Source organism: Leifsonia lichenia, assembly GCF_054780215.1.
The window spans coordinates 224,819-242,026 of sequence record NZ_BAAGWT010000008.1; the positions used below are offsets into that span (position 1 = coordinate 224,819).

General features: G+C 68.4%; 19 protein-coding genes. 10 read left to right on the forward strand and 9 right to left on the reverse strand.

The genetic code is table 11. The features are described 5' to 3' along the window. Positions 1 to 184: 184 nt before the first annotated feature. Positions 185 to 472 carry an HU family DNA-binding protein gene (locus ACYVGI_RS14200; protein ID WP_055897324.1) on the forward strand — a complete coding sequence of 96 codons (288 nt, stop codon included), beginning with the start codon at positions 185 to 187 and terminating at the stop codon, positions 470 to 472. A 247-nt stretch (positions 473 to 719) separates the two neighbouring features. Continuing rightward, a complete protein-coding gene (locus tag ACYVGI_RS14205; protein ID WP_460633412.1) occupies positions 720 to 2,630 on the forward strand; it encodes a cytochrome c oxidase assembly protein in 1,911 nt (636 codons plus the stop codon). Between the two features lie 60 nt (positions 2,631 to 2,690). Here ACYVGI_RS14205 and ACYVGI_RS14210 read toward each other — a convergent pair whose 3' ends face one another. Beyond that, positions 2,691 to 3,761, reverse strand: a complete 1,071-nt coding sequence (locus ACYVGI_RS14210) for a hypothetical protein (protein WP_460633245.1) — start codon at positions 3,759 to 3,761, stop codon at positions 2,691 to 2,693. Between the two features lie 91 nt (positions 3,762 to 3,852). Between ACYVGI_RS14210 and ACYVGI_RS14215 the strand changes: the two genes are divergently transcribed. Beyond that, positions 3,853 to 5,142, forward strand: a complete 1,290-nt coding sequence (locus ACYVGI_RS14215; protein WP_460633246.1) for an ATP-dependent DNA helicase — start codon at positions 3,853 to 3,855, stop codon at positions 5,140 to 5,142. 39 nt (positions 5,143 to 5,181) lie between these two features. After that, positions 5,182 to 5,535, forward strand: coding sequence for an FHA domain-containing protein (locus ACYVGI_RS14220; protein WP_460633247.1), 354 nt, complete (start codon positions 5,182 to 5,184; stop codon positions 5,533 to 5,535). A gap of 226 nt (positions 5,536 to 5,761) precedes the next feature. Here the strand turns inward: ACYVGI_RS14220 and ACYVGI_RS14225 are convergent, their stop codons facing one another. From ACYVGI_RS14225 to ACYVGI_RS14240, 4 genes are all read right to left on the reverse strand, one after another. Continuing rightward, positions 5,762 to 6,409, reverse strand: coding sequence for a biliverdin-producing heme oxygenase (locus tag ACYVGI_RS14225; RefSeq protein ID WP_055897342.1), 648 nt, complete (start codon positions 6,407 to 6,409; stop codon positions 5,762 to 5,764). A gap of 96 nt (positions 6,410 to 6,505) precedes the next feature. Continuing rightward, positions 6,506 to 7,048 carry a hypothetical protein gene (locus ACYVGI_RS14230; RefSeq protein WP_460633248.1) on the reverse strand — a complete coding sequence of 181 codons (543 nt, stop codon included), beginning with the start codon at positions 7,046 to 7,048 and terminating at the stop codon, positions 6,506 to 6,508. A gap of 22 nt (positions 7,049 to 7,070) precedes the next feature. Further along, a complete protein-coding gene (locus ACYVGI_RS14235; RefSeq protein ID WP_055897345.1) occupies positions 7,071 to 7,484 on the reverse strand; it encodes a DUF4383 domain-containing protein in 414 nt (137 codons plus the stop codon). Between the two features lie 82 nt (positions 7,485 to 7,566). Beyond that, positions 7,567 to 7,869: a DUF2470 domain-containing protein gene (locus ACYVGI_RS14240; RefSeq protein WP_460633249.1), complete on the reverse strand. Its 303-nt coding sequence runs from the start codon at positions 7,867 to 7,869 to the stop codon at positions 7,567 to 7,569. A gap of 85 nt (positions 7,870 to 7,954) precedes the next feature. On the opposite strand from ACYVGI_RS14240, the gene ACYVGI_RS14245 reads away from it, so the two are divergent. Further along, positions 7,955 to 9,226 carry a serine hydrolase domain-containing protein gene (locus tag ACYVGI_RS14245; protein ID WP_460633250.1) on the forward strand — a complete coding sequence of 424 codons (1,272 nt, stop codon included), beginning with the start codon at positions 7,955 to 7,957 and terminating at the stop codon, positions 9,224 to 9,226. Between the two features lie 22 nt (positions 9,227 to 9,248). Here ACYVGI_RS14245 and fliW read toward each other — a convergent pair whose 3' ends face one another. From fliW to flgN, 4 genes are read right to left on the reverse strand one after another with little or no spacing between them, the layout of a single operon-like run. Further along, positions 9,249 to 9,632 (reverse strand): flagellar assembly protein FliW, encoded by a 384-nt coding sequence (gene fliW, locus ACYVGI_RS14250; RefSeq protein WP_460633251.1) that lies wholly within the window; start codon positions 9,630 to 9,632, stop codon positions 9,249 to 9,251. Then, on the reverse strand, positions 9,629 to 10,513 hold the full coding sequence (gene flgL / locus ACYVGI_RS14255) for a flagellar hook-associated protein FlgL (RefSeq protein ID WP_460633252.1): 885 nt from the start codon (positions 10,511 to 10,513) through the stop codon (positions 9,629 to 9,631). The genes fliW and flgL overlap by 4 nt, the downstream gene beginning before the upstream one ends. A gap of 2 nt (positions 10,514 to 10,515) precedes the next feature. Continuing rightward, on the reverse strand, positions 10,516 to 11,940 hold the full coding sequence (flgK, locus tag ACYVGI_RS14260; protein WP_460633253.1) for a flagellar hook-associated protein FlgK: 1,425 nt from the start codon (positions 11,938 to 11,940) through the stop codon (positions 10,516 to 10,518). Between the two features lie 12 nt (positions 11,941 to 11,952). Continuing rightward, positions 11,953 to 12,447 carry a flagellar export chaperone FlgN gene (flgN, locus tag ACYVGI_RS14265; RefSeq protein WP_460633254.1) on the reverse strand — a complete coding sequence of 165 codons (495 nt, stop codon included), beginning with the start codon at positions 12,445 to 12,447 and terminating at the stop codon, positions 11,953 to 11,955. Between the two features lie 385 nt (positions 12,448 to 12,832). Between flgN and ACYVGI_RS14270 the strand changes: the two genes are divergently transcribed. From ACYVGI_RS14270 to ACYVGI_RS14290, 5 genes are all read left to right on the forward strand, one after another. After that, positions 12,833 to 13,648, forward strand: coding sequence for a sigma-70 family RNA polymerase sigma factor (locus ACYVGI_RS14270; RefSeq protein ID WP_460633255.1), 816 nt, complete (start codon positions 12,833 to 12,835; stop codon positions 13,646 to 13,648). 162 nt (positions 13,649 to 13,810) lie between these two features. Continuing rightward, positions 13,811 to 14,644: a flagellin N-terminal helical domain-containing protein gene (locus ACYVGI_RS14275; protein ID WP_460633256.1), complete on the forward strand. Its 834-nt coding sequence runs from the start codon at positions 13,811 to 13,813 to the stop codon at positions 14,642 to 14,644. Between the two features lie 111 nt (positions 14,645 to 14,755). Then, positions 14,756 to 16,141 (forward strand): flagellar filament capping protein FliD, encoded by a 1,386-nt coding sequence (fliD, locus tag ACYVGI_RS14280; protein WP_460633257.1) that lies wholly within the window; start codon positions 14,756 to 14,758, stop codon positions 16,139 to 16,141. Beyond that, a complete protein-coding gene (locus ACYVGI_RS14285) occupies positions 16,096 to 16,554 on the forward strand; it encodes a flagellar export chaperone FliS (RefSeq protein ID WP_460633258.1) in 459 nt (152 codons plus the stop codon). Before fliD ends, ACYVGI_RS14285 begins: the two co-directional genes overlap by 46 nt. Continuing rightward, positions 16,541 to 16,900 carry a hypothetical protein gene (locus tag ACYVGI_RS14290; protein WP_460633259.1) on the forward strand — a complete coding sequence of 120 codons (360 nt, stop codon included), beginning with the start codon at positions 16,541 to 16,543 and terminating at the stop codon, positions 16,898 to 16,900. The genes ACYVGI_RS14285 and ACYVGI_RS14290 overlap by 14 nt, the downstream gene beginning before the upstream one ends. Positions 16,901 to 17,208: the final 308 nt, after the last annotated feature.

The following is a 17,208-nucleotide window of genomic DNA, read 5'->3' on the forward strand; positions in this document are numbered from 1 at the left end:
GGATGCGGTCCTCTCGGCTGCTCATCTGCTCCAGAGTTTGTGAAAAACGCCGAGAATCCGCGTGTTTCCGCGGGTTTCTGATACATTCGAGGCGGTCAACCGACCAAACGTAACGGCCAGGCTTGGCCTCAACCGTTCCATAAAGAAGCTGTATATCCAGCACAAGGTCCGAGGAGGACACTCAATGGCTGACAAGTCGCTGAACAAGACCGAGCTCGTTGCCGCCGTCGCCGCATCGTCGGGTCAGAGCCAGGCTGCCGTCGGTGGCGTGCTCGACGCATTCTTCGCCACCATCGCGGAGACCGTCGCCAACGGTGGCAAGGTCACCATCCCGGGCTGGCTCGCTGCAGAGCGCACCGAGACCGCTGCTCGCACGGGCCGCAACCCGCAGACCGGCGCCGAGATCAACATCCCGGCCGGCCACCGCGTCAAGCTGACCGCTGGCTCGAAGCTCAAGGCTGCCGTCAAGTAGTCTCACCGGCTTGATCGAGGGCGGTGCCGCGTTGCGGCGCCGCCCTCGTCGCGTTAACCCTCACCGAATGGTCCCGAATTGCCGCGGCGACGGATGCGGGCACGGCACGTCGGGACCACTCGATGAGCGGGGCCGCGCATCCACTGCTGTGTGCGGCCTTTCAGCGGGCGGGACGTAGGCTTGTCCGGTGCCCCGAATCGCCCGCATCATCGGCCCCGCCGTCCTGCTGATCGCCGCGATCATCTCGATGATCGCGGCTCTCGCGTTCGGCGGAGGCGCTGCTGCGCCCCTCCTGGCCGACCCGGGCGCGCTCGTGCGCTGGGGCCTGCCGGCGTCGACCCTGATCGTGAACCTGAGCGCCGCCGGCACGATCGGCGCCCTCGTTCTCGCCTGCTTCGCGTTCAGCCCGCAGAAGGACGAGTTCGGCAAGTCCCTCGACTTCGCCGCCGGTTCGGCCGCCGTCATGACGGTGGCGAGCGCGGCCACAGGGCTGTTCACCTTCGTCAGCGTCTCGAACGTGCCGTGGTCGTTCGACGAGGCGTTCAGCAACGGGCTCAGCTCGTTCGTCACCAGCGTCTCCATCGGCCAGGCCTGGCTGGGCATCACCCTGATCGCCGCGGCCGTCACGGTGCTCTGCTTCGCCGTGCGCAACCACACGGCGCTCGTGTTCGTCACCGCGCTGGCGATCGCATCCATCATCCCGATGGCGCAGCAGGGCCACAGTGCGGATGCGGCCGGTCACGACGCTGCGGTCACCTCGTTCGGTCTGCACGTGCTGTTCGCGGCGATCTGGCTCGGCGGGCTGGTGGCCCTGATCGTCGCACGGCGCAGCCTCGAAGGCGGACGCCTCGTTCCCGTCCTCGAGCGGTACTCGTCGCTCGCGCTGATCGCGTTCATCGTCGTGGCGGCCTCCGGCTACGTGAACGCCGAGCTCCGCGTCGGCACCCTCGCGCAGCTCGCGACGCCGTACGGCATCCTCGTGCTGGTCAAGGTGGCCGCCCTCGGAGCGCTGGGCGTCTTCGGCGTGATGCAGCGGCGCATCCTGATCGGCAAGCTGAAAGCGGGAGGCAAGCGCAGCACGTTCTGGTGGATCGTGACGGCCGAGCTCGCGTTCATGGGCATCGCGTCCGGCGTCGCCGCCGCGCTCGCCCGCACCGCGACGCCCGTGGCTGAGAAGCTCGGAGCCGCGCCGACGCCCGCCCAGATCCTCACCGGGGAGAAGCTGCCGCCCGAGCTCACCTGGGGCCGCCTGTTCACGATGTGGAACTTCGACCTGCTCTGGGTGCTCGCCTGCGGCTTCGCGATCTTCTTCTACCTCGCCGGCGTGTGGCGGATGCGCAAGCGCGGCGACACGTGGCCCATCCACCGCACGGTGTTCTGGATCCTCGGCATCGCGCTGCTGTTCTACATCACCTCCGGTGGTGTGAACGTGTACGAGAAGTACCTCTTCTCCACGCACATGCTCGCCCACATGGTGCTCACGATGATGGTGCCGCTGCTGCTCGTCCCCGGCGCGCCGGTGACCCTGGCGCTGCGCTCCATCCGCAAGCGCACGGACGGCTCGCGCGGTGGCCGTGAGTGGATCCTGCTGGCGGTGCACTCCCGCTTCGCGAACGTCATCTCCAACCCGCTGGTCGCCGCCGCGCTGTTCGCCGGGTCGCTCTGGGCGTTCTACTACACGCCGCTGTTCCGCTGGGCGACCACCGACCACATCGGCCACGAGTGGATGATCATCCACTTCCTCATCACCGGCTACCTCTTCGTGCAGTCCCTCATCGGCATCGACCCGGTCAAATACCGCCTGCCGTACCCGTTCCGCCTCCTGCTGCTGCTCGGCACCATGGCCTTCCACGCCTTCTTCGGCCTCTCGATCATGCAGAGCACCGGCCTCCTCCTCGCCGACTGGTTCGGCTCGATGGGCCGCACCTGGGGCGACAGTCCCCTCGTCGACCAGCAGACGGGCGGCGGCATCGCCTGGAGCGTCGGCGAGATCCCCACCGTGATCCTGGCCATCGTGGTGGCCATCCAGTGGAGCCGCAGCGACGACCGCGAGACCAAACGCCGCGACCGCAACGCCGACCGGACGGGCGAGGCAGAGCTCAACGCATACAACGAGCGCCTGCAGAAGCTGGCGTCGCGGGACGGGGTTGCGCGGTAAGGGCGCTCAGAGTTCCTTCGCGAGCCCGCTCACGAGAGTCGGATCGCCGAGGGTGCTCTCCTACTCCGCCACCACCAGGTCGATCCCGCCGTTCTCGCGCAGGGTGATCTTAGACACCGAGAGCGCGAACGGCTCGTCCGTCTCCCTCTGGGACACCGTGCCGTCGAACAGCGACTGCACCGTCACGGAGAGGTGCGCAACGCCGGCGGCGCGCGGCACCACCCAGCCGGTCTCGCCCGCCTGGATGCTCACGTCCGGGTAGTTCGCGATCGCCCAGGCAGGCAGGCCCTGCACCCTGTCGTCGATGACCGCGCCGAACGGGCAGCCTGCCGGTTGCAGCACCTGCTGCTTGGCGCAGTCGTCGAGGAAGTCGTGGAGTTGCTTCGTCACGACGCTGACGAATGCGGCGTCGGGTTGCGCATCCACTGCCACCTGCACCCGCTGGCCGGCCGCAGCGGCGAACGTCACCGGCGTGGTCGTGAGGTAGCGCGAGCTGTGGCCGAGCGTGTAGTCGGACGGCGCGAACATCAGATAGTCGGCGGAGACGGAGAACGCGTCTGCCGGCTGCTTCTCGGCCGCCCGCGGTTCGAGGGTGTGGCCGGCGAGCGTGAACGTGTCCGCGTGCTGCACCTGGATGCGCGCGACGGTCAGGGGCGTCTTCGCGAACTCCCAGAGCGGCAGCACGCCGAGCACGGAACCGGTCTGGCGGACGGTGAACTTCGCGGTCACCGGGCGCCCGTTGGAGAGAGCGGCGACCTCGACCAGGTGGTCTCCGGACGCCAGGAGGTCGTCGCCGACGACCCGGATGCCGGTGAGGTGGGGGAGCACATCCGGTCGGAGCAGCTCGCGCGACGGATTGCCGGGCAGCCCCTGCTTCACGAGGGATGCGGGGGTCGGGTTCGCGCCCGGCATCGCCAGCGCGGCGCGCACGTCCTTGGACGCGAGCGACTGCACGTACGACGTGGCGAAACCGGCCGGGCTGTAGAAGGCGCGCTGCACAGCTCCGACCGCCGCGACGAACGCGAGCACGAGCAGAACGGCGACGCCCGACCAGAGCAGCACCACGCGCATCCGGGGGCTGAGTGCGGCGAGCGGGTGCGACGGTGCGCTGCCCGAATCATCCCCACTCATGCCGCCATCCTATGGGCCTGTGGAGAACCGTCGCCCGAGCCCACAGCCGCGTTAGAGTAGTTCGGCAGGTCGCGCGACGGAAGGGATTCGGATGGGCCGACTCTCCCTCACGCCCGAACAACAGCGAGTGTTCGAGCTGATCGAGCACACCCGCGAGCACGTCTTCGTCACCGGCCGCGCCGGCACGGGCAAGTCGACGCTGCTCAACCATCTGTCGTGGAACACCGAGAAGTCGCTGGTCATCTCCGCGCCGACCGGGGTCGCTGCACTGAACGTCGGCGGGCAGACCATCCACTCGCTGTTCCGGCTGCCGATCGGGGTCATCGCCGACCACGACATCGAGCAGAGCGCCGAACTGCGCAAGCTGCTGAACAGCATCGATACGCTCGTGATCGACGAGGTCTCGATGGTCAACGCCGACCTGATGGATGCGGTCGACCGCAGCCTGCGCCAGGCCAGGCAACGCAACAAGGAGCCGTTCGGCGGCGTTCAGGTGGTGCTGTTCGGCGACCCGTACCAGCTCGCGCCGGTGCCAGGTGACCCGGAGGAGCGCGCATACTTCGGCGACACCTACCGGTCGATGTGGTTCTTCGACGCCAAGGTGTGGGAGGAAGCAGACCTCAAGATCGTGGAGCTGGTCGAGGTTCACCGCCAGCACGAGTCCGACTTCAAATACATGCTCAACGCCGTGCGCCACGGCCAGGTGACCAAGGAGATCGCCGACCGGCTCAACGAGATGGGCGCGCGGCCCGCGCCGGATGACGGCACGATCACGCTGGCCACCCGAAACGACGCGGTCAACCGCATCAACGCGGAGGCGCTGCGCCGGCTGCCCGGCCGGGCGCTCACCGCGAAGGCGGAGGTCAGCGGCGACTTCGGCGGGCGCACATACCCGGCGGACGAGACGCTGGAACTGAAGGTCGGCGCGCAAGTGATGTTCCTCCGCAACGATGCCGGCCAGGGCGGGGAGGGCCCGCGCTGGGTCAACGGCACCATCGGCACGGTCACCCGCATCGACTCCAACGTCTACGTGGAGGTGGACGGCGAGATCCACGAGGTCGAACCGGCGATCTGGGAGAAGTTCAAGTACTCGTACTCCCCCGCCACCAAGAAGCTCACCAAAGACGTCGTGGCCGAGTTCACGCAGTTCCCGCTGCGGCTGGCGTGGGCGGTCACCATCCACAAGTCGCAGGGCAAGACGTACGACTCCGCGGTGGTCGATCTCGGGCAGCGGGCGTTCAGCCCCGGTCAGACCTACGTGGCGCTCAGCCGCATCACGTCTCTGGACGGCCTGTACCTGTCGCGACCGTTGCGGCCGAGCGACATCATGGTGGATGCGGACGTCGAACGTTTCATGCGCACGCGGCCCAGGGAGGGCTGAGGCGCGCATCCGGTGGAACTCACGCGACAGGAGACTGACATGGCGGTGACCTTCGTGCTCGACTTCAGTGACGGGCAGCATGTGGAGACGAGCGGGAACGGTGTGATCGGGCGCAACCCTGCCGCCCACACGCCGGGGACCGAACTGGACGACCCCGCGCACGCAGAGCTGATCACGGTGGAGGACGACGCCAAGTCGATCTCGCGGGCGCATCTGGCGTTCGGGCAGTACGACGGGATCTTCTGGGTGCTCGACCTCGGCTCGGCGAACGGCACCACGATCGTCTACCCCGGCGACGGGGCGTACGCCTGCGACCCGAACACGCGGCACGAGGTCGACCCCGGGTCGACGGTGCGCTTCGGCACCGGCTCGTTCAAGCTGACGCGCCGCTGACGCGCCGCTGACGCGCCGCGCATCGGCCGCACGACTCGTGCGAAACGTGCGCCTTCGTGCACGAATCCGCGCGGAAGGCACGAGTCGTCGCGCGGAGGTGGGGTAACGGTTCGTGCGAAACGCGCGCTTTCGTGCGGTTTCGCGCACGAATCGGCGCGGATGGCACGAGTCGTGCCCTGGCGACGGGTGGCGGCGACGGGGCGGAGCGGCGGGCGCGGCGCGCGGGTCAGGCGGCGAGCTTGGCGGCGGCCAGGTCCTCGAAGAGGGCCGTGTTGAAGGCGTAGGCGCGGATGACCTCGTCGATGACGCGGTCGCGTTCGGCGTCGTCCCAGTCGACAGCGTCGAGCTGGGCACGGTAGACGTCCTTGAACTCGCGCGGCTTCGCGATCTCGGCGAACAGGTAGAAGCCGACGCCGTTCGTCTCGAAGCCGAACTGGCGCTGCATCAGCGTGCGGATGATCTGCCCGCCGGACAGGTCACCGAGGTAGCGCGTGTAGTGGTGTGCGATGAAACCGCCCGGCCAGTCCTGACCGACCTCGTGGATGCGCGCAACGTACCGGATCGTCGTCGGCAGCGGGGCGATCTGGTCGCGCCAGTCGTCGCCGAGCAGGAACGCCAGGTCGGCCTCGATGGCCGGCAGGCGCGTCAGCTTCGGCGTGATGAACGCCGCGGCGACCGGATCGGCGGCCATCCGCGCCGCGACCGCCTCCAGGGCGTCGTAGATGAAGTAGTGCTGGGCGACGAGCGCGATGTAGTCGTCGCGGCTGCCCTTCCCCGACATCAGGTCCTGCATGAAGCCGGCGCCCTCGCTGGAGCCGTGATCGGTCCTGGTCCGCTCACGGAGTGCCTGGGAGAAGGGGATGATTGCTGCCACGATGCTCCAGCCGGTCGGGTGATCGTTAGGAGTTAGGGTTACCTAACGAAGGGTGCCCTAAGTGTATGGCAGCGACCAGGGGGAACGCCACCCGGATCAGTGATGGCCCGCGTGCTGGAGATGCACATCCACTGCGGCGACACCCGCATCCGTGAGCCCGAGGGCGGGAATGGTGACCGCGCAGACGGCCGCAGCGCTCAACAGCAGGGCCAGCACGAAGCGCAGCGCACCTGCGTTGGCGGCGACGGGCCTGGCGCGGCGCAGCACCACGGCGATCGTGCCGGCGACCGCCACGTCGAGCAGCGCGGCCACCCCGAGCGGCAACGGAGACAGCGCCAGGATCGTCCCGGCCTCCGAGGTCGCCCCGACGGTCGCGACGACCGCCCACGCCCCCACAGGCACGAGCGCGGCGACAAGTGCCGCGCGGAAGAAGGGCGGACGGTCGCGGAGGAAGACCGCGACCGCCCACCCGAGCTCCGCGGCCGCGAACGTCGCGAGGACGATCGCGGCCGGGAGGGGTGCACTGGCGGCCAGCGCTGCGTGCAGCAGCCCGGCCCCCAGCGCCGCCACGGCGAGCCAGGCGCGGGTGACCGCCGAAACGGGCACACCCGTGGCCTCCCCCACAGCTACCCCGGTCATGGTGCTCACCGTGACGCGTCGGTCAGGCGACGGCCGAGGATGAGCGCACGGTCTTCTCGGCGCCGAGACCGACACCGAGGAGCACGATCGCGCTCACGAGGTGGAGGAAGTGGTCCGGCGTGTTCAGAGCGAGGATGTTCGCCCCGGTGCCGACCAGGAAGAAGCCGACGATGCCGAGCAGCAGGTACACCGCGCCGACCGTCGTGTTCACAGCTTTCGCGGCCGCCACCCTGGTGAGTCCGGCGATGAGCAGTGCAGCGCCGATCAGCAGGTGGGCGATGTTGTGCAGCGGGTTGACCTCGAAGATGCCGAGGATGAGCCCGCCCTTGGTGGCGACGAAACCGACGCCTCCGGTGTAAGCGAAGCCGAGCAGGCCGACGACGAGATAGACAGCGCCGAAGATCGTCGCGACCAGGCGGTTGGGTGATGTGCGCATTTCGTTCCTCCTAGTGGGCGGCGCGGCTGTGGCTGCGCCTCATCCACGTGTTCGGAGGGTGCGGAGGAACGGATTGGTCGCCCTATTCGGAGCGCGGCTCGATGCCGAGCGCGCGACACGCCGAACGGTAGAGCAGGACGACGGCTTTCCGGATGTCCGCGCGCTCCGCCACGGGGATCGGCCACGGGATGCGCAGCTCGCTCTCCTGGGCGGAATCGGCCGTGCCGACGCTCCACACCCCGCCGTCCGCATCCAGGGTCGTCATCGTGGCGGCCGCGGCGTCCGGCGCGCCGTTGGCGCGAACGATCACGAGGTTGTCGTCCGTGTGGTCGCTGTTCATGTGGCGGAGGACGGCGTCGACGACCTCAGGCGGAAAGCTCTGCATCCCTCGATCGTATGCTGCACGGACCCTCCCCCATCAGCGGTTAGAATCCTTGGACCAGGGACAACGATCCATCGGGGGATGGCAGATGCGGCGACGAGCGAGCGGGGCGAGACGGTTCACCGTCGTCGCTGTGGCGAGCGCTCTGGCCCTCATCCTCACGGCGTGCACGCCCAACGCGGGCGCGACCTCCGACCTTCCGCAGCAGGTGTCCGGCGGCTTCTCGTCCGACGTCTCCGGCAAGCTCAAGGCGGCCCTGACGGACGCGATGAAGCAGGCGGGCGCATCCGGTGCGATGGTCGGTGTCTGGGCGCCGTGGGCGGGCAGTTGGACGGCGGGCCTGGGAACCACGACGCTGAAGGGCTCGACCCCGGTCACCGCCGACATGACGTTCCGTGTCGCGCAGAACACGATGCCGATGACGTGCAGCGTGCTGCTCTCGCTGGTCGACGCCGGCAAGGTCGAGCTGGATGACGCGCTCACCAAGTGGCTTCCTGGCATGGTCGGGGTCGACGGCGTCACTCTGCGCGAACTGTGCCAGAACACCTCCGGCATCGGCGACTACCAGGGCCAGCTCAACGCGATCTTCCTCAACAACCCCACCAGGCAGTGGCCGGCGCTCGAACTCGCCAGCGACGGCCTCGCCACCCAGCCGTTCGGCAAACCGGGCGAAAAGCTCGGGGTCTCGTCGACCAACTTCGTCCTGCTCGGCATGGCCCTCGAGAACGCCACGGGCAAGAGCTGGCAGGACCTCTACTCCAGCTACATCTTCTCCAAGCTCGGGATGCAGTCCAGCTCTTACCCCGGCCCGTCGCAGCTCACCGTGCCCGGCGCCCATCCGGCCGGCTATTCCGTGGGCATCGACGCGGCAGGGGCTGTGGTGTGCGACCCGATGCGGGATGTGACGCAGCTTTCGAACTCGATGGGCTGGACCGCATCCGGTGTGGTCTCGAACGTTCCAGACCTGAAGGCGTACGTGCAGGCGCTCGCGACGGGCTCCCTGCTGTCGGAGAAGTCGGCGAAGGCGCAGGCCGCCGCCGTCCCGAACGGCTCCGACTGGCAGAAGTACGGGCTCGGGATGCAGATCCTGGGTCCCCTGCGCGGCAGCGCGGGTGCGATGCCCGGCTACCTGTCGGCGATGTACAGCGACCCGTCGTCCGGGCTCACGATCGTCGTCGCCCTCAACAACTCGACGCCAGGGCCGGCGTTCGCGCAATATCTGGCGCAGCGGCTCGCGTCGATCGCCTCCAAGGCGCCAGCGAAGGCGAAGGGCGCGAAGGTCGTCGCAGGTCTCCCCTGGTCGGAGGCGCAGATGACAGAGGCGATGGGCAAGACCGTGCCCTGCCCACCCGCCAAGTAGCGGGGAGCGCGCTGGGGAGGGCTCAGGCGCCCGCGAGGGCCGCGAGTTCGGCCTGCACGGGGAACACATCGTCGTCGAGCACGAGCTGCAGCCCGGCGCCCGTCGCGCGGTTGACCAGCACGGGAGCCGCGAGGTTCACCGTGCTGCCGTCGCGCGACGGCGTGACGACGACGAGCGCCAGCACCTCCTCGGCCGTGGTGACGCCGAGGTCGGCCGCCCTGTCGTCCGGCAGCTCCGGCGAGTACCCGGGCAGGTGCCTGGCCGCGTCGATCGTGAACAGGCGGATCTCCGGGCGTTCCGACGCCTGAAGCGTGTACAGGCCCTCCGCGCCGGCGACGGCGGTGAGCTCGAAGTCGACGAGCGGCTCCAGACCGGGAGGCGGTGCGATGAAGCTGACGGCGCTCATCGGAGGAAGTCCATCAGCGTCGGCTGCAGCACGCGGGCCGTGACGGCGATCGCGGTCTGGTAGTTCACATCCTGCGTCTTCAGGTCGAGGAGAACCTTGCTGAGGTCGACGTCCTCGATGCTGGAGCGCTGGCTCTCAAGCGAGGTGGAGCTGAGGGCGAGCGTGTCCTTCGCCTTGTCGATGCGGGTCTGGCGCCCGCCGATCTCCGCGTGTTCTCCCACGATGGCCTTCATCCGATCGTCGATCTCCCCGAGCCGCGGTCCCGTGTTCACTCCCGTGCGCAGATCGCTCACGGTGTTGTCGATGAGTGCGAACACCGAGGATGCGCCGACGCCGAACACCGCGGACCCGTCAGAGTCGACGCGGACGGTCGTGTCCGGGCCGACTCTGCGATCGACTGTACTCCCGGCGACGCCGGTGAACGAGTAGTCGGGCTGGAAGGCGACACCGGCGTTCGAGTTGCCTGCGAACACATTCCGTCCGAGGTATGTAGTGTTCGCCAGTGACAGCAAGCTCTTCTTCAGGCCGTCGAGTTCGGTGGCGACGGACTCCTTCGCCTCGGGCGACAGCGCGCCGTCGTTGGAGCCCTGCACCGTGAGGTCGCGCACCCTGCGCATGATCGCCTCGACGGAGGTGAGGGTGGAGTCGGCCGTGCTGAGCCAGGCGTCGCCGTTGTCGGCGTTGCGGGCGTACTGCGCGTTGGCCGCCTGGTCGGAGCGCACGCTGAGAGCACTCGCCGTGGCCGTCGGGTCGTCCGACGGCTTGGTGATGAGACGCCTGCTGGTCGCCTGATCGTAGAGCGCTGCCTGCCGCTGCAGGCTCGCCTGCAGGTTGTTCTGCGCGTTGAGCGTCTGGGTCGCGTTCGTCACACGGGTGAACACGGTTACCTCCCGACCAGTCCGGTGTGGTTGATGAGCACGTCGAGCGCTTCGTCGACCGCGGTCATCACGCGGGCGGCGCCCTGATACGCATGTTGGAACGCCAACATGTTCATGTTCTCTTCGTCGAGGTCGACGGACGAGTTGGAGAGCTGCGCGTTGACGGCGCCCTTCGACGCGAGGTCGGCCAGCGAGGCCTGCTGCTGTTCCGACTTGCTCGCGACGCCGACGCGCACGACGAACGCCGACCACTGCTTGTCGACGGCGTTCGGTCCCGTTCCGAGCTGGGCGATGGCGTCGGCGAGGCTGCCGTCGCTCCCACCCGCGCCGGGCATCCCCGTGGCGATCTGGCCAACGGTGGTCGGAACGACGGAGAGTCCGAGTGCTGCAGGCTTGGTCGCGTCGATCGCGAAGAAGTCGAGGCCGGTCGCGCCGGTGGAGGTGGTGCCGGTGCGGTGCAGGTCGTTGACCCGCTGCGCCAAGGTGACCGCGAACGCGTTGTAGCTGGCGGCGGCCTCGGCGAGCACTCCCCCTGTGCCGGATGCGTCTGCCGGCGCGAGCGTGGAGATCGCGCCGGAGATCGCCCCGCCCTCCATCGCGATCGCCTGGCCAGGCCGGTGCGCCCACTCGAGGCGCACGGGGTCGGCGGTCGCGTCGCCCATGACTCTGGCACCTGCGGCCTGCACAGCGTTGAATGTGGTGCCGGAGACGATCGCGTTGCCGCCGATCAGCACATCCACTGTGCCGTCGTCGAGCGGACGGACGACGCCGCCAGCGAGGTTGGCGATCTGTGCGGTGAGCACGTCGCGGCGGTCCATCAGCTCGTTCGCCGAGCCGCCAGCGGCGAGCGTCGACCGGATGCGGCCGTTCAGGTCGGCGACCTGACTCGCTGCCTGGTTGAGGTCGGTGACCATGCCGTCGACGTTGGTGCGGAGGGCGCTCCACTGGCTGTCGACCGCGGCGTAGCCCTGCGAGATCTGCGTGACCAGGCTGCCGGCCTGGCCGAGCAGCACGCCGGCGGGCGCCTGCTCGCCCGCCTGGTTGGCCACATCGCCCCACGCCGACCAGAACTTCTGCAACTGCGTGGAGATTCCGTTCGTGCCCGGTTCGTTGAGCGAGCCTTCGAGGGTGGCCAGCGCTGACGCCCTGGTGCTCGAATATCCGGAGAGGGCCGTGGTGGTGCGGACGCGCGCATCCAGGGTCGCGTCGTCGAGGCGCTGGATGCCGTTGATGCTGACGCCCTGCCCTGGGCGGACTCCCCCGGTGAACAGTCCGGCCTGGTTGAGGGCGGGAACGCCGGAGGTCGAGATGCGCTGCCGCGTGTACCCCTGCGTGTTGGCGTTGACCAGGTTCTGGCCGACGACGTCGAGGCCCGCCTTGGCGGCGACGAGGCCGGTGTACGCGGTGTTGAGTCCGCTGAAGGTGCTCATCCTGGTGTCGTCCTACGCTTCCGTGTCGAAGAGCCTGGCAGTGGATGCACCGGGCCGGCTCTCCCCGCCCGCGCCGTACACGCCGGGGTCTCCCCCGGCGCCGGCCAGGCCGTTGATGGTCTCCTGGGTCGAGCGGGCCGCTTCGCGCAGCAGGCGCTCGTTGGTGTCGCGCACCTCGGCGATCTGACCGGTCAGTTCGGTCATCGCCGCGAGGTGCGACGAGAAGATGTCCGACCAGATCCCGTCCGGCGCGGCGACGGCGAGCTCGCGGAGGCTGGAGTCCGGGCTGATGCCCCACTCCTCGGCGAGCGTAGCGACCTCGACCGTTCGTGCGAGACCGACGGAGCGCATCCGCTCCATCACCTGCTCGACCTCCCGGGTCGCGTGCGAGATCCAGCGCGACTTGCCCGCGGTGAGCAGCAGTTGCTCTTCCTCGAGCTTGAAGAGCAGCAGCTCGAGCAGTTCGCGTTCTTTCCAGAGCTGTGCTGAGAGTTCGCTTGCCGCCATGTCGCCAACCTCCTCGTGAGTCGTCGTGCGCACATGGTCCCCTCGGGTCGTCGGCGCACGGTCTGCGCCGTCAACAGGGACCATCGGCAGGGTTGGCCTCGATGTTAGGGGCGTCGAGCAATGAGTTCGCTGTGATCCCTAGCGCTCTTCACATGAATTTCAATATTCCCCGTACTGGGGGTATGCCCTGCCCCGTAGTGGGGGCGCGACACACGCGTGCGGAGTTACTTGCAATTGTTACCGTGAACAACGAACGACCCCTAGCGCCTGTTCGGCACCCGAAGTAAGTCCGGACATCCACAGCACCGCCCGAGCACCACCCGCACCGAACCCCGACGAAACGTCGGCCGCGGGCGCTCGGCAAACCAAGACAGGGGTCGCCCGCGTGAACCGGACAGAACGCAACACGCTCGTCGTCGAGAACCTGCCGCTCGTCGGCTACCTCGTCTCCGACCTGTGTTCGCGCGCGACGCACCTGTCACGCGACGACCTGGCCTCGGCCGGCGCGCTCGCCCTCGTCCAGGCGGCGGGCGCCTTCGACCCCACGCTCGGCATCCCCTTCGGTGCATACGCCCGCACCCGCATCGTCGGTGCGTTCGCCGACGAGATGCGCGCGAGCGACTGGGCCACCCGCTCCGCGCGCAAGCGCATCAAGGAGACGATGGCAGTGCAGGAGAGCCTCACCGCGGGGCTCGGCCGCACGCCGACGGTCGAAGAGCTCGCGAACGCGCTCGGCGTCGACCGCGAGACGGTGTCCGCGGCGCTCGCAGACGCATCCCGGGTCGTCACCACCATCGACGAGACCGTCGAGACGATCCTCGTCTCCGATGCCGCCACCCCGGAGGACTCGCTGCTCGCCGGAGAGCAGACCGCATACGTGCGGGCCGCCGTCTCCGCCCTCCCCGACCGGATGCGGTACGTGGTCGAGGCCATCTACTTCGACGACCGCACGGTCACCGAGGTGGCGGAAGAGCTCGGGATCACCCACTCCGCCGTGTCCCAGCAGCGCTCGGAGGCCATCCGCCTCATGCGCGAAGGCATGGCGACGCACTACGCGGACGAGGGCGACCCGGAGGTCATCGAGGCCAAGACCTCGCAGGCCCGCCGCAGCGCGTACCTCGCCAGGCTCGCCCAGCACGCCGTGGCCAACGTCGCGCGCCTGTCGCCGCCCCCCTCGTCCACGTCCGCACGCGCATCCTGAGCCGCGTAGCCATCGAGCCCAGCCTTTGTCCCCTTAAGCGGCGCGACAAAGGTGAGAAAACCTGGGCTCGATTGCCGCTAACGGGATGCACGGAGCGGCCGATAGAAGAAGTTGCGGCCCACGGATGGGCAGCACGAACCCAGTCATGGAGGAAAAGCAATCATGGGTATGCAGATCAACACCAACATCTCGGCACTCAACGCCTACCGCAACCTGAACAACACGCAGAGCGACCTGTCGAAGTCGCTCGAGAAGCTGTCCAGCGGCCTCCGCATCAACCGTGCGGCGGACGACGCGGCCGGCCTGGCCATCTCGGAGGGCCTGAAGTCGCAGGTCGGAGGCCTCACGGTCGCCGCCCGCAACGCTCAGGACGGCATCAGCGTCGTGCAGACCGCTGAAGGCCAGCTCACCGAGGTCCACTCGATCTTGCAGCGCGTGCGCGACCTGGCTGTCCAGGCCGGTAGCGACTCGAACAACGCCGACTCGCGCGGCGCGATCAAGACCGAGGTCGACCAGCTGACCAAGGAGCTCACGCGCATCTCCGGATCCGCGAACTTCAATGGCATCAACCTGCTCGACGGCTCGAACGCAAAGCTGACCTTCCAGATCGGCGCGGGCTCTGTTGCCGCGAACGACCAGATCGACGTGGACCTCACCGGGGCCAACGTCGCGACGGTCGCGACCGCAGTGGGTGCCCTGACGTTCGACAGCGCTGCGAACGCGCTCACCTCGATCGCTGCGCTCGACACGCAGATCAAGAGCGTCTCCACCGCGCGCGCCAACCTCGGTGCGGTCCAGAACCGCTTCGAGAGCACCATCCGCAGCCTCAACGTCTCCAAGGAGAACCTGTCGGCTGCGAACTCGCGCATCACCGACACCGACATGGCGGAGGAGATGGTGAAGTACACCCGCTCCAACATCCTGTCGCAGGCCGGTACCGCGATGCTCGCGCAGGCCAACCAGTCCGGCCAGGGCGTTCTGCAGCTGCTCCGCTAGTAGGGCTGCGGCCGGGATGCGCAACCCCAAAGCGCATCCCGGCCGCACCACTGGCTGACCACCGCATCGCCGCGGAGGCCGGCCGACACGACGACAGAAAGGGAGTCCAGCATGGGCATGGCCGTCGACGGACTCATCAGTGGCCTCAACACCACCCAGCTCATCGACCAGTTGATGCAGGCGGAAGCGATCCCGCAGACCCTGCTGAAGAACAAGGTCACCGACTCCACCACGTACATCAGCGCGATGCAGGCGCTCAACACAAAGGTCGCGGCCCTCGCAGACTCGGCGACCAAGGCGTCGAAGCCGACAGGCACCGACCTGCACCTCGCCACCAGCAGTTCCACCTCGGTCACCGTCACCGCCGGAACCGGCGCCGTGGACGGCACCATCGACTTCACGGTCGACAAGGTCGCGCAGTCCCAGGTCATCGTCACCGGCCCGCTCACCGAGTGGCCTGACCAGCCGCCGGTGCTCACCTTCGTTGCGGCGGACGGCACGGCCAAGCAGGTCACGGCCGCCAGCTCTTCGCTCGCCGATGTGGCCGCCGCGATCAACAAGGCGGGCGTCGGCGTCAGTGCCACCCGCGTCGCTGCCGGACTCGACCCGGTCAGCGGCCAGCCGACCTACCGGCTGCAGCTCAGCTCGACGGCCACCGGCGCCGCAGCGTCGTTCACCGCATACCGCGGCAGCCCGGCCGATGTCACGGCCGGAACCGCCACGAACCTTCTCACCGAACCGGGCGCGGCCCAGGTGCGCGCTGCCCAGGATGCGCAGCTCACCCTGTGGAGCGGCACGGGAGCAGCGCAGTCGGTCACCTCGTCCAGCAACTCGTTCACCGACGTGCTCCCCGGTGTCTCGATCACGGTGAGCGCCGCATCCACCACTCCGGTGACGTTGACGATCGCCCGCGACGACAAGTCGATCACCGACCTCGCGAACTCCCTGGTCACCAGCCTGAACGACATCTTCTCGTACATCAGCGCCAAGCAGGCGGTGGCGACGAGCACGGACGCCGCCGGCGGAACGGTCGTCACGGCAGGATCGTTCACCGGCGACTCGACGGTGCGGGATGCGAACCAGAAACTGATCGACGCCGCATCCGCCCCCGTCAACGGTGTGTCGCCGTCCACCTACGGCATCAGCATCACCCGCGACGGCACGCTCACCTTCGACAAGGACATCTTCGGCGCAGCGCTCGCCGCCGACCCGGAGAAGGTGAAGGCGGTCGTCCAGACGATCGCCGGCCGCGTGGCGGACGCCGCGACCGCGGCCAGCGACAAGTACGACGGCACGATCACCACGAAGATCACCGGCGAGCAGGCCACAGTGAAAGGCCTCAACGATCAGATCACCGACTGGGACTCCCGGCTCGCCGACCGCCGCTCGACCCTGGAGAAGACCTACGCGAACCTCGAAGTGCAACTGCAGCAACTGCAGTCGCAGTCCTCATGGCTGACCGGCCAGCTCGCTTCGCTCTCATCGAGCTCCTCGTGAGCCTGCTGAGCGGCACGGCCGCGAAACTCAACGCATACAACAGGGATGCGATCCTCTCGGCCTCGCCGGTGCGCCTCCTGACGATGCTGTACGACAGGCTGGTCCTCGACCTGACCCGCGCCGAGACAGCGCAGAAGGACGGCAACTGGCCGGTGGCGTGGGAGAACCTGCGCCACGCCGACCAGATCGTCGCCGAGCTCGCCTCCTCCCTCCGCCTCGACGCCTGGGACGGCGCGGACGGCCTGCTGCAGCTCTACACCTACGTGGCCGACCTGATCGTCTTCGGCAACATCGAACGAGACCCGGAGAAGGTCCGCGAGGCCATCGACCTCATCGAGCCCCTCCGCCAGACCTGGCACGAGGCCGCGGCTCTGCTGCCGTCGGAGACGGGCGGAACCCTTGGCACAGCCTGACGACTTCGACCAGTGGGAGGCGGACGCGGGAGCGGTCGAGGCGCCCGCGGCTGTGGGCGAGGCCCACTCCCCCACCGGCTGGGACGACGCGCTGACGCAGATGGAGCACGACCTCCAGGGCGCGCTCGCCACCATCGACCCTGTGCCGTGGCGCCCCCCGATCGCCCTCGGCCCCATCCCGCCGGAGCTGATGGAACGCGCTGCGCGCATCCTCGAGGCCCAGATGCACACCATCCGCTACCTGGAAGACGTGCGCCAGACCACCGCGAAGCACCTCGCGGCCGTCCGCGCCGTCCCCGCGGCCGAGCCCGGCCCGCATCCCGTGTACTTCGACCTCATCGGCTGACGGCCACGAGATGCCAGTAACTGTCGCGCGCCAGCGCTGTGGCGACGCAGTTACTGGCATCTCGTCGTCGCGGGAGCACATCCAGTTCCCCACCTGTGGATAACTCTGTGCAAAACAGGTGGATGAGGGGGCAAAACGTGTGGAGGACACGCGCGAGATGTGTGGACTCTCAGATCCCTTCAAGCTTCAAAACCTGCTCTGATCAGGCTTTCTGAACGTCAGTCTCCAGTTTCGAACGCGCGTTCGAAACTACCACCGTGTAATTCCAGGGGTGTGCAGAGCTGTGGATGAAGCTGTGCACGAAGACG

What these genes read in the sequence shown, in the direction of transcription:
- ACYVGI_RS14285 (WP_460633258.1), top strand. Translation starts at nt 16,096, where the DNA reads ATGGCTGACCGGCCAGCTCGCTTCGCTCTCATCGAGCTCCTCGTGAGC.
- ACYVGI_RS14200 (WP_055897324.1), top strand. Translation starts at nt 185, where the DNA reads ATGGCTGACAAGTCGCTGAACAAGACCGAGCTCGTTGCCGCCGTCGCC.
- ACYVGI_RS14220 (WP_460633247.1), top strand. Translation starts at nt 5,182, where the DNA reads ATGGCGGTGACCTTCGTGCTCGACTTCAGTGACGGGCAGCATGTGGAG.
- ACYVGI_RS14245 (WP_460633250.1), top strand. Translation starts at nt 7,955, where the DNA reads ATGCGGCGACGAGCGAGCGGGGCGAGACGGTTCACCGTCGTCGCTGTG.
- ACYVGI_RS14215 (WP_460633246.1), top strand. Translation starts at nt 3,853, where the DNA reads ATGGGCCGACTCTCCCTCACGCCCGAACAACAGCGAGTGTTCGAGCTG.
- ACYVGI_RS14240 (WP_460633249.1), bottom strand. Translation starts at nt 7,869, where the DNA reads ATGCAGAGCTTTCCGCCTGAGGTCGTCGACGCCGTCCTCCGCCACATG.
- ACYVGI_RS14275 (WP_460633256.1), top strand. Translation starts at nt 13,811, where the DNA reads ATGGGTATGCAGATCAACACCAACATCTCGGCACTCAACGCCTACCGC.
- fliD (WP_460633257.1), top strand. Translation starts at nt 14,756, where the DNA reads ATGGGCATGGCCGTCGACGGACTCATCAGTGGCCTCAACACCACCCAG.
- flgN (WP_460633254.1), bottom strand. Translation starts at nt 12,447, where the DNA reads ATGGCGGCAAGCGAACTCTCAGCACAGCTCTGGAAAGAACGCGAACTG.
- flgK (WP_460633253.1), bottom strand. Translation starts at nt 11,940, where the DNA reads ATGAGCACCTTCAGCGGACTCAACACCGCGTACACCGGCCTCGTCGCC.
- ACYVGI_RS14230 (WP_460633248.1), bottom strand. Translation starts at nt 7,048, where the DNA reads ATGACCGGGGTAGCTGTGGGGGAGGCCACGGGTGTGCCCGTTTCGGCG.
- ACYVGI_RS14210 (WP_460633245.1), bottom strand. Translation starts at nt 3,761, where the DNA reads ATGAGTGGGGATGATTCGGGCAGCGCACCGTCGCACCCGCTCGCCGCA.
- ACYVGI_RS14235 (WP_055897345.1), bottom strand. Translation starts at nt 7,484, where the DNA reads ATGCGCACATCACCCAACCGCCTGGTCGCGACGATCTTCGGCGCTGTC.
- fliW (WP_460633251.1), bottom strand. Translation starts at nt 9,632, where the DNA reads ATGAGCGCCGTCAGCTTCATCGCACCGCCTCCCGGTCTGGAGCCGCTC.
- ACYVGI_RS14205 (WP_460633412.1), top strand. Translation starts at nt 720, where the DNA reads ATGATCGCGGCTCTCGCGTTCGGCGGAGGCGCTGCTGCGCCCCTCCTG.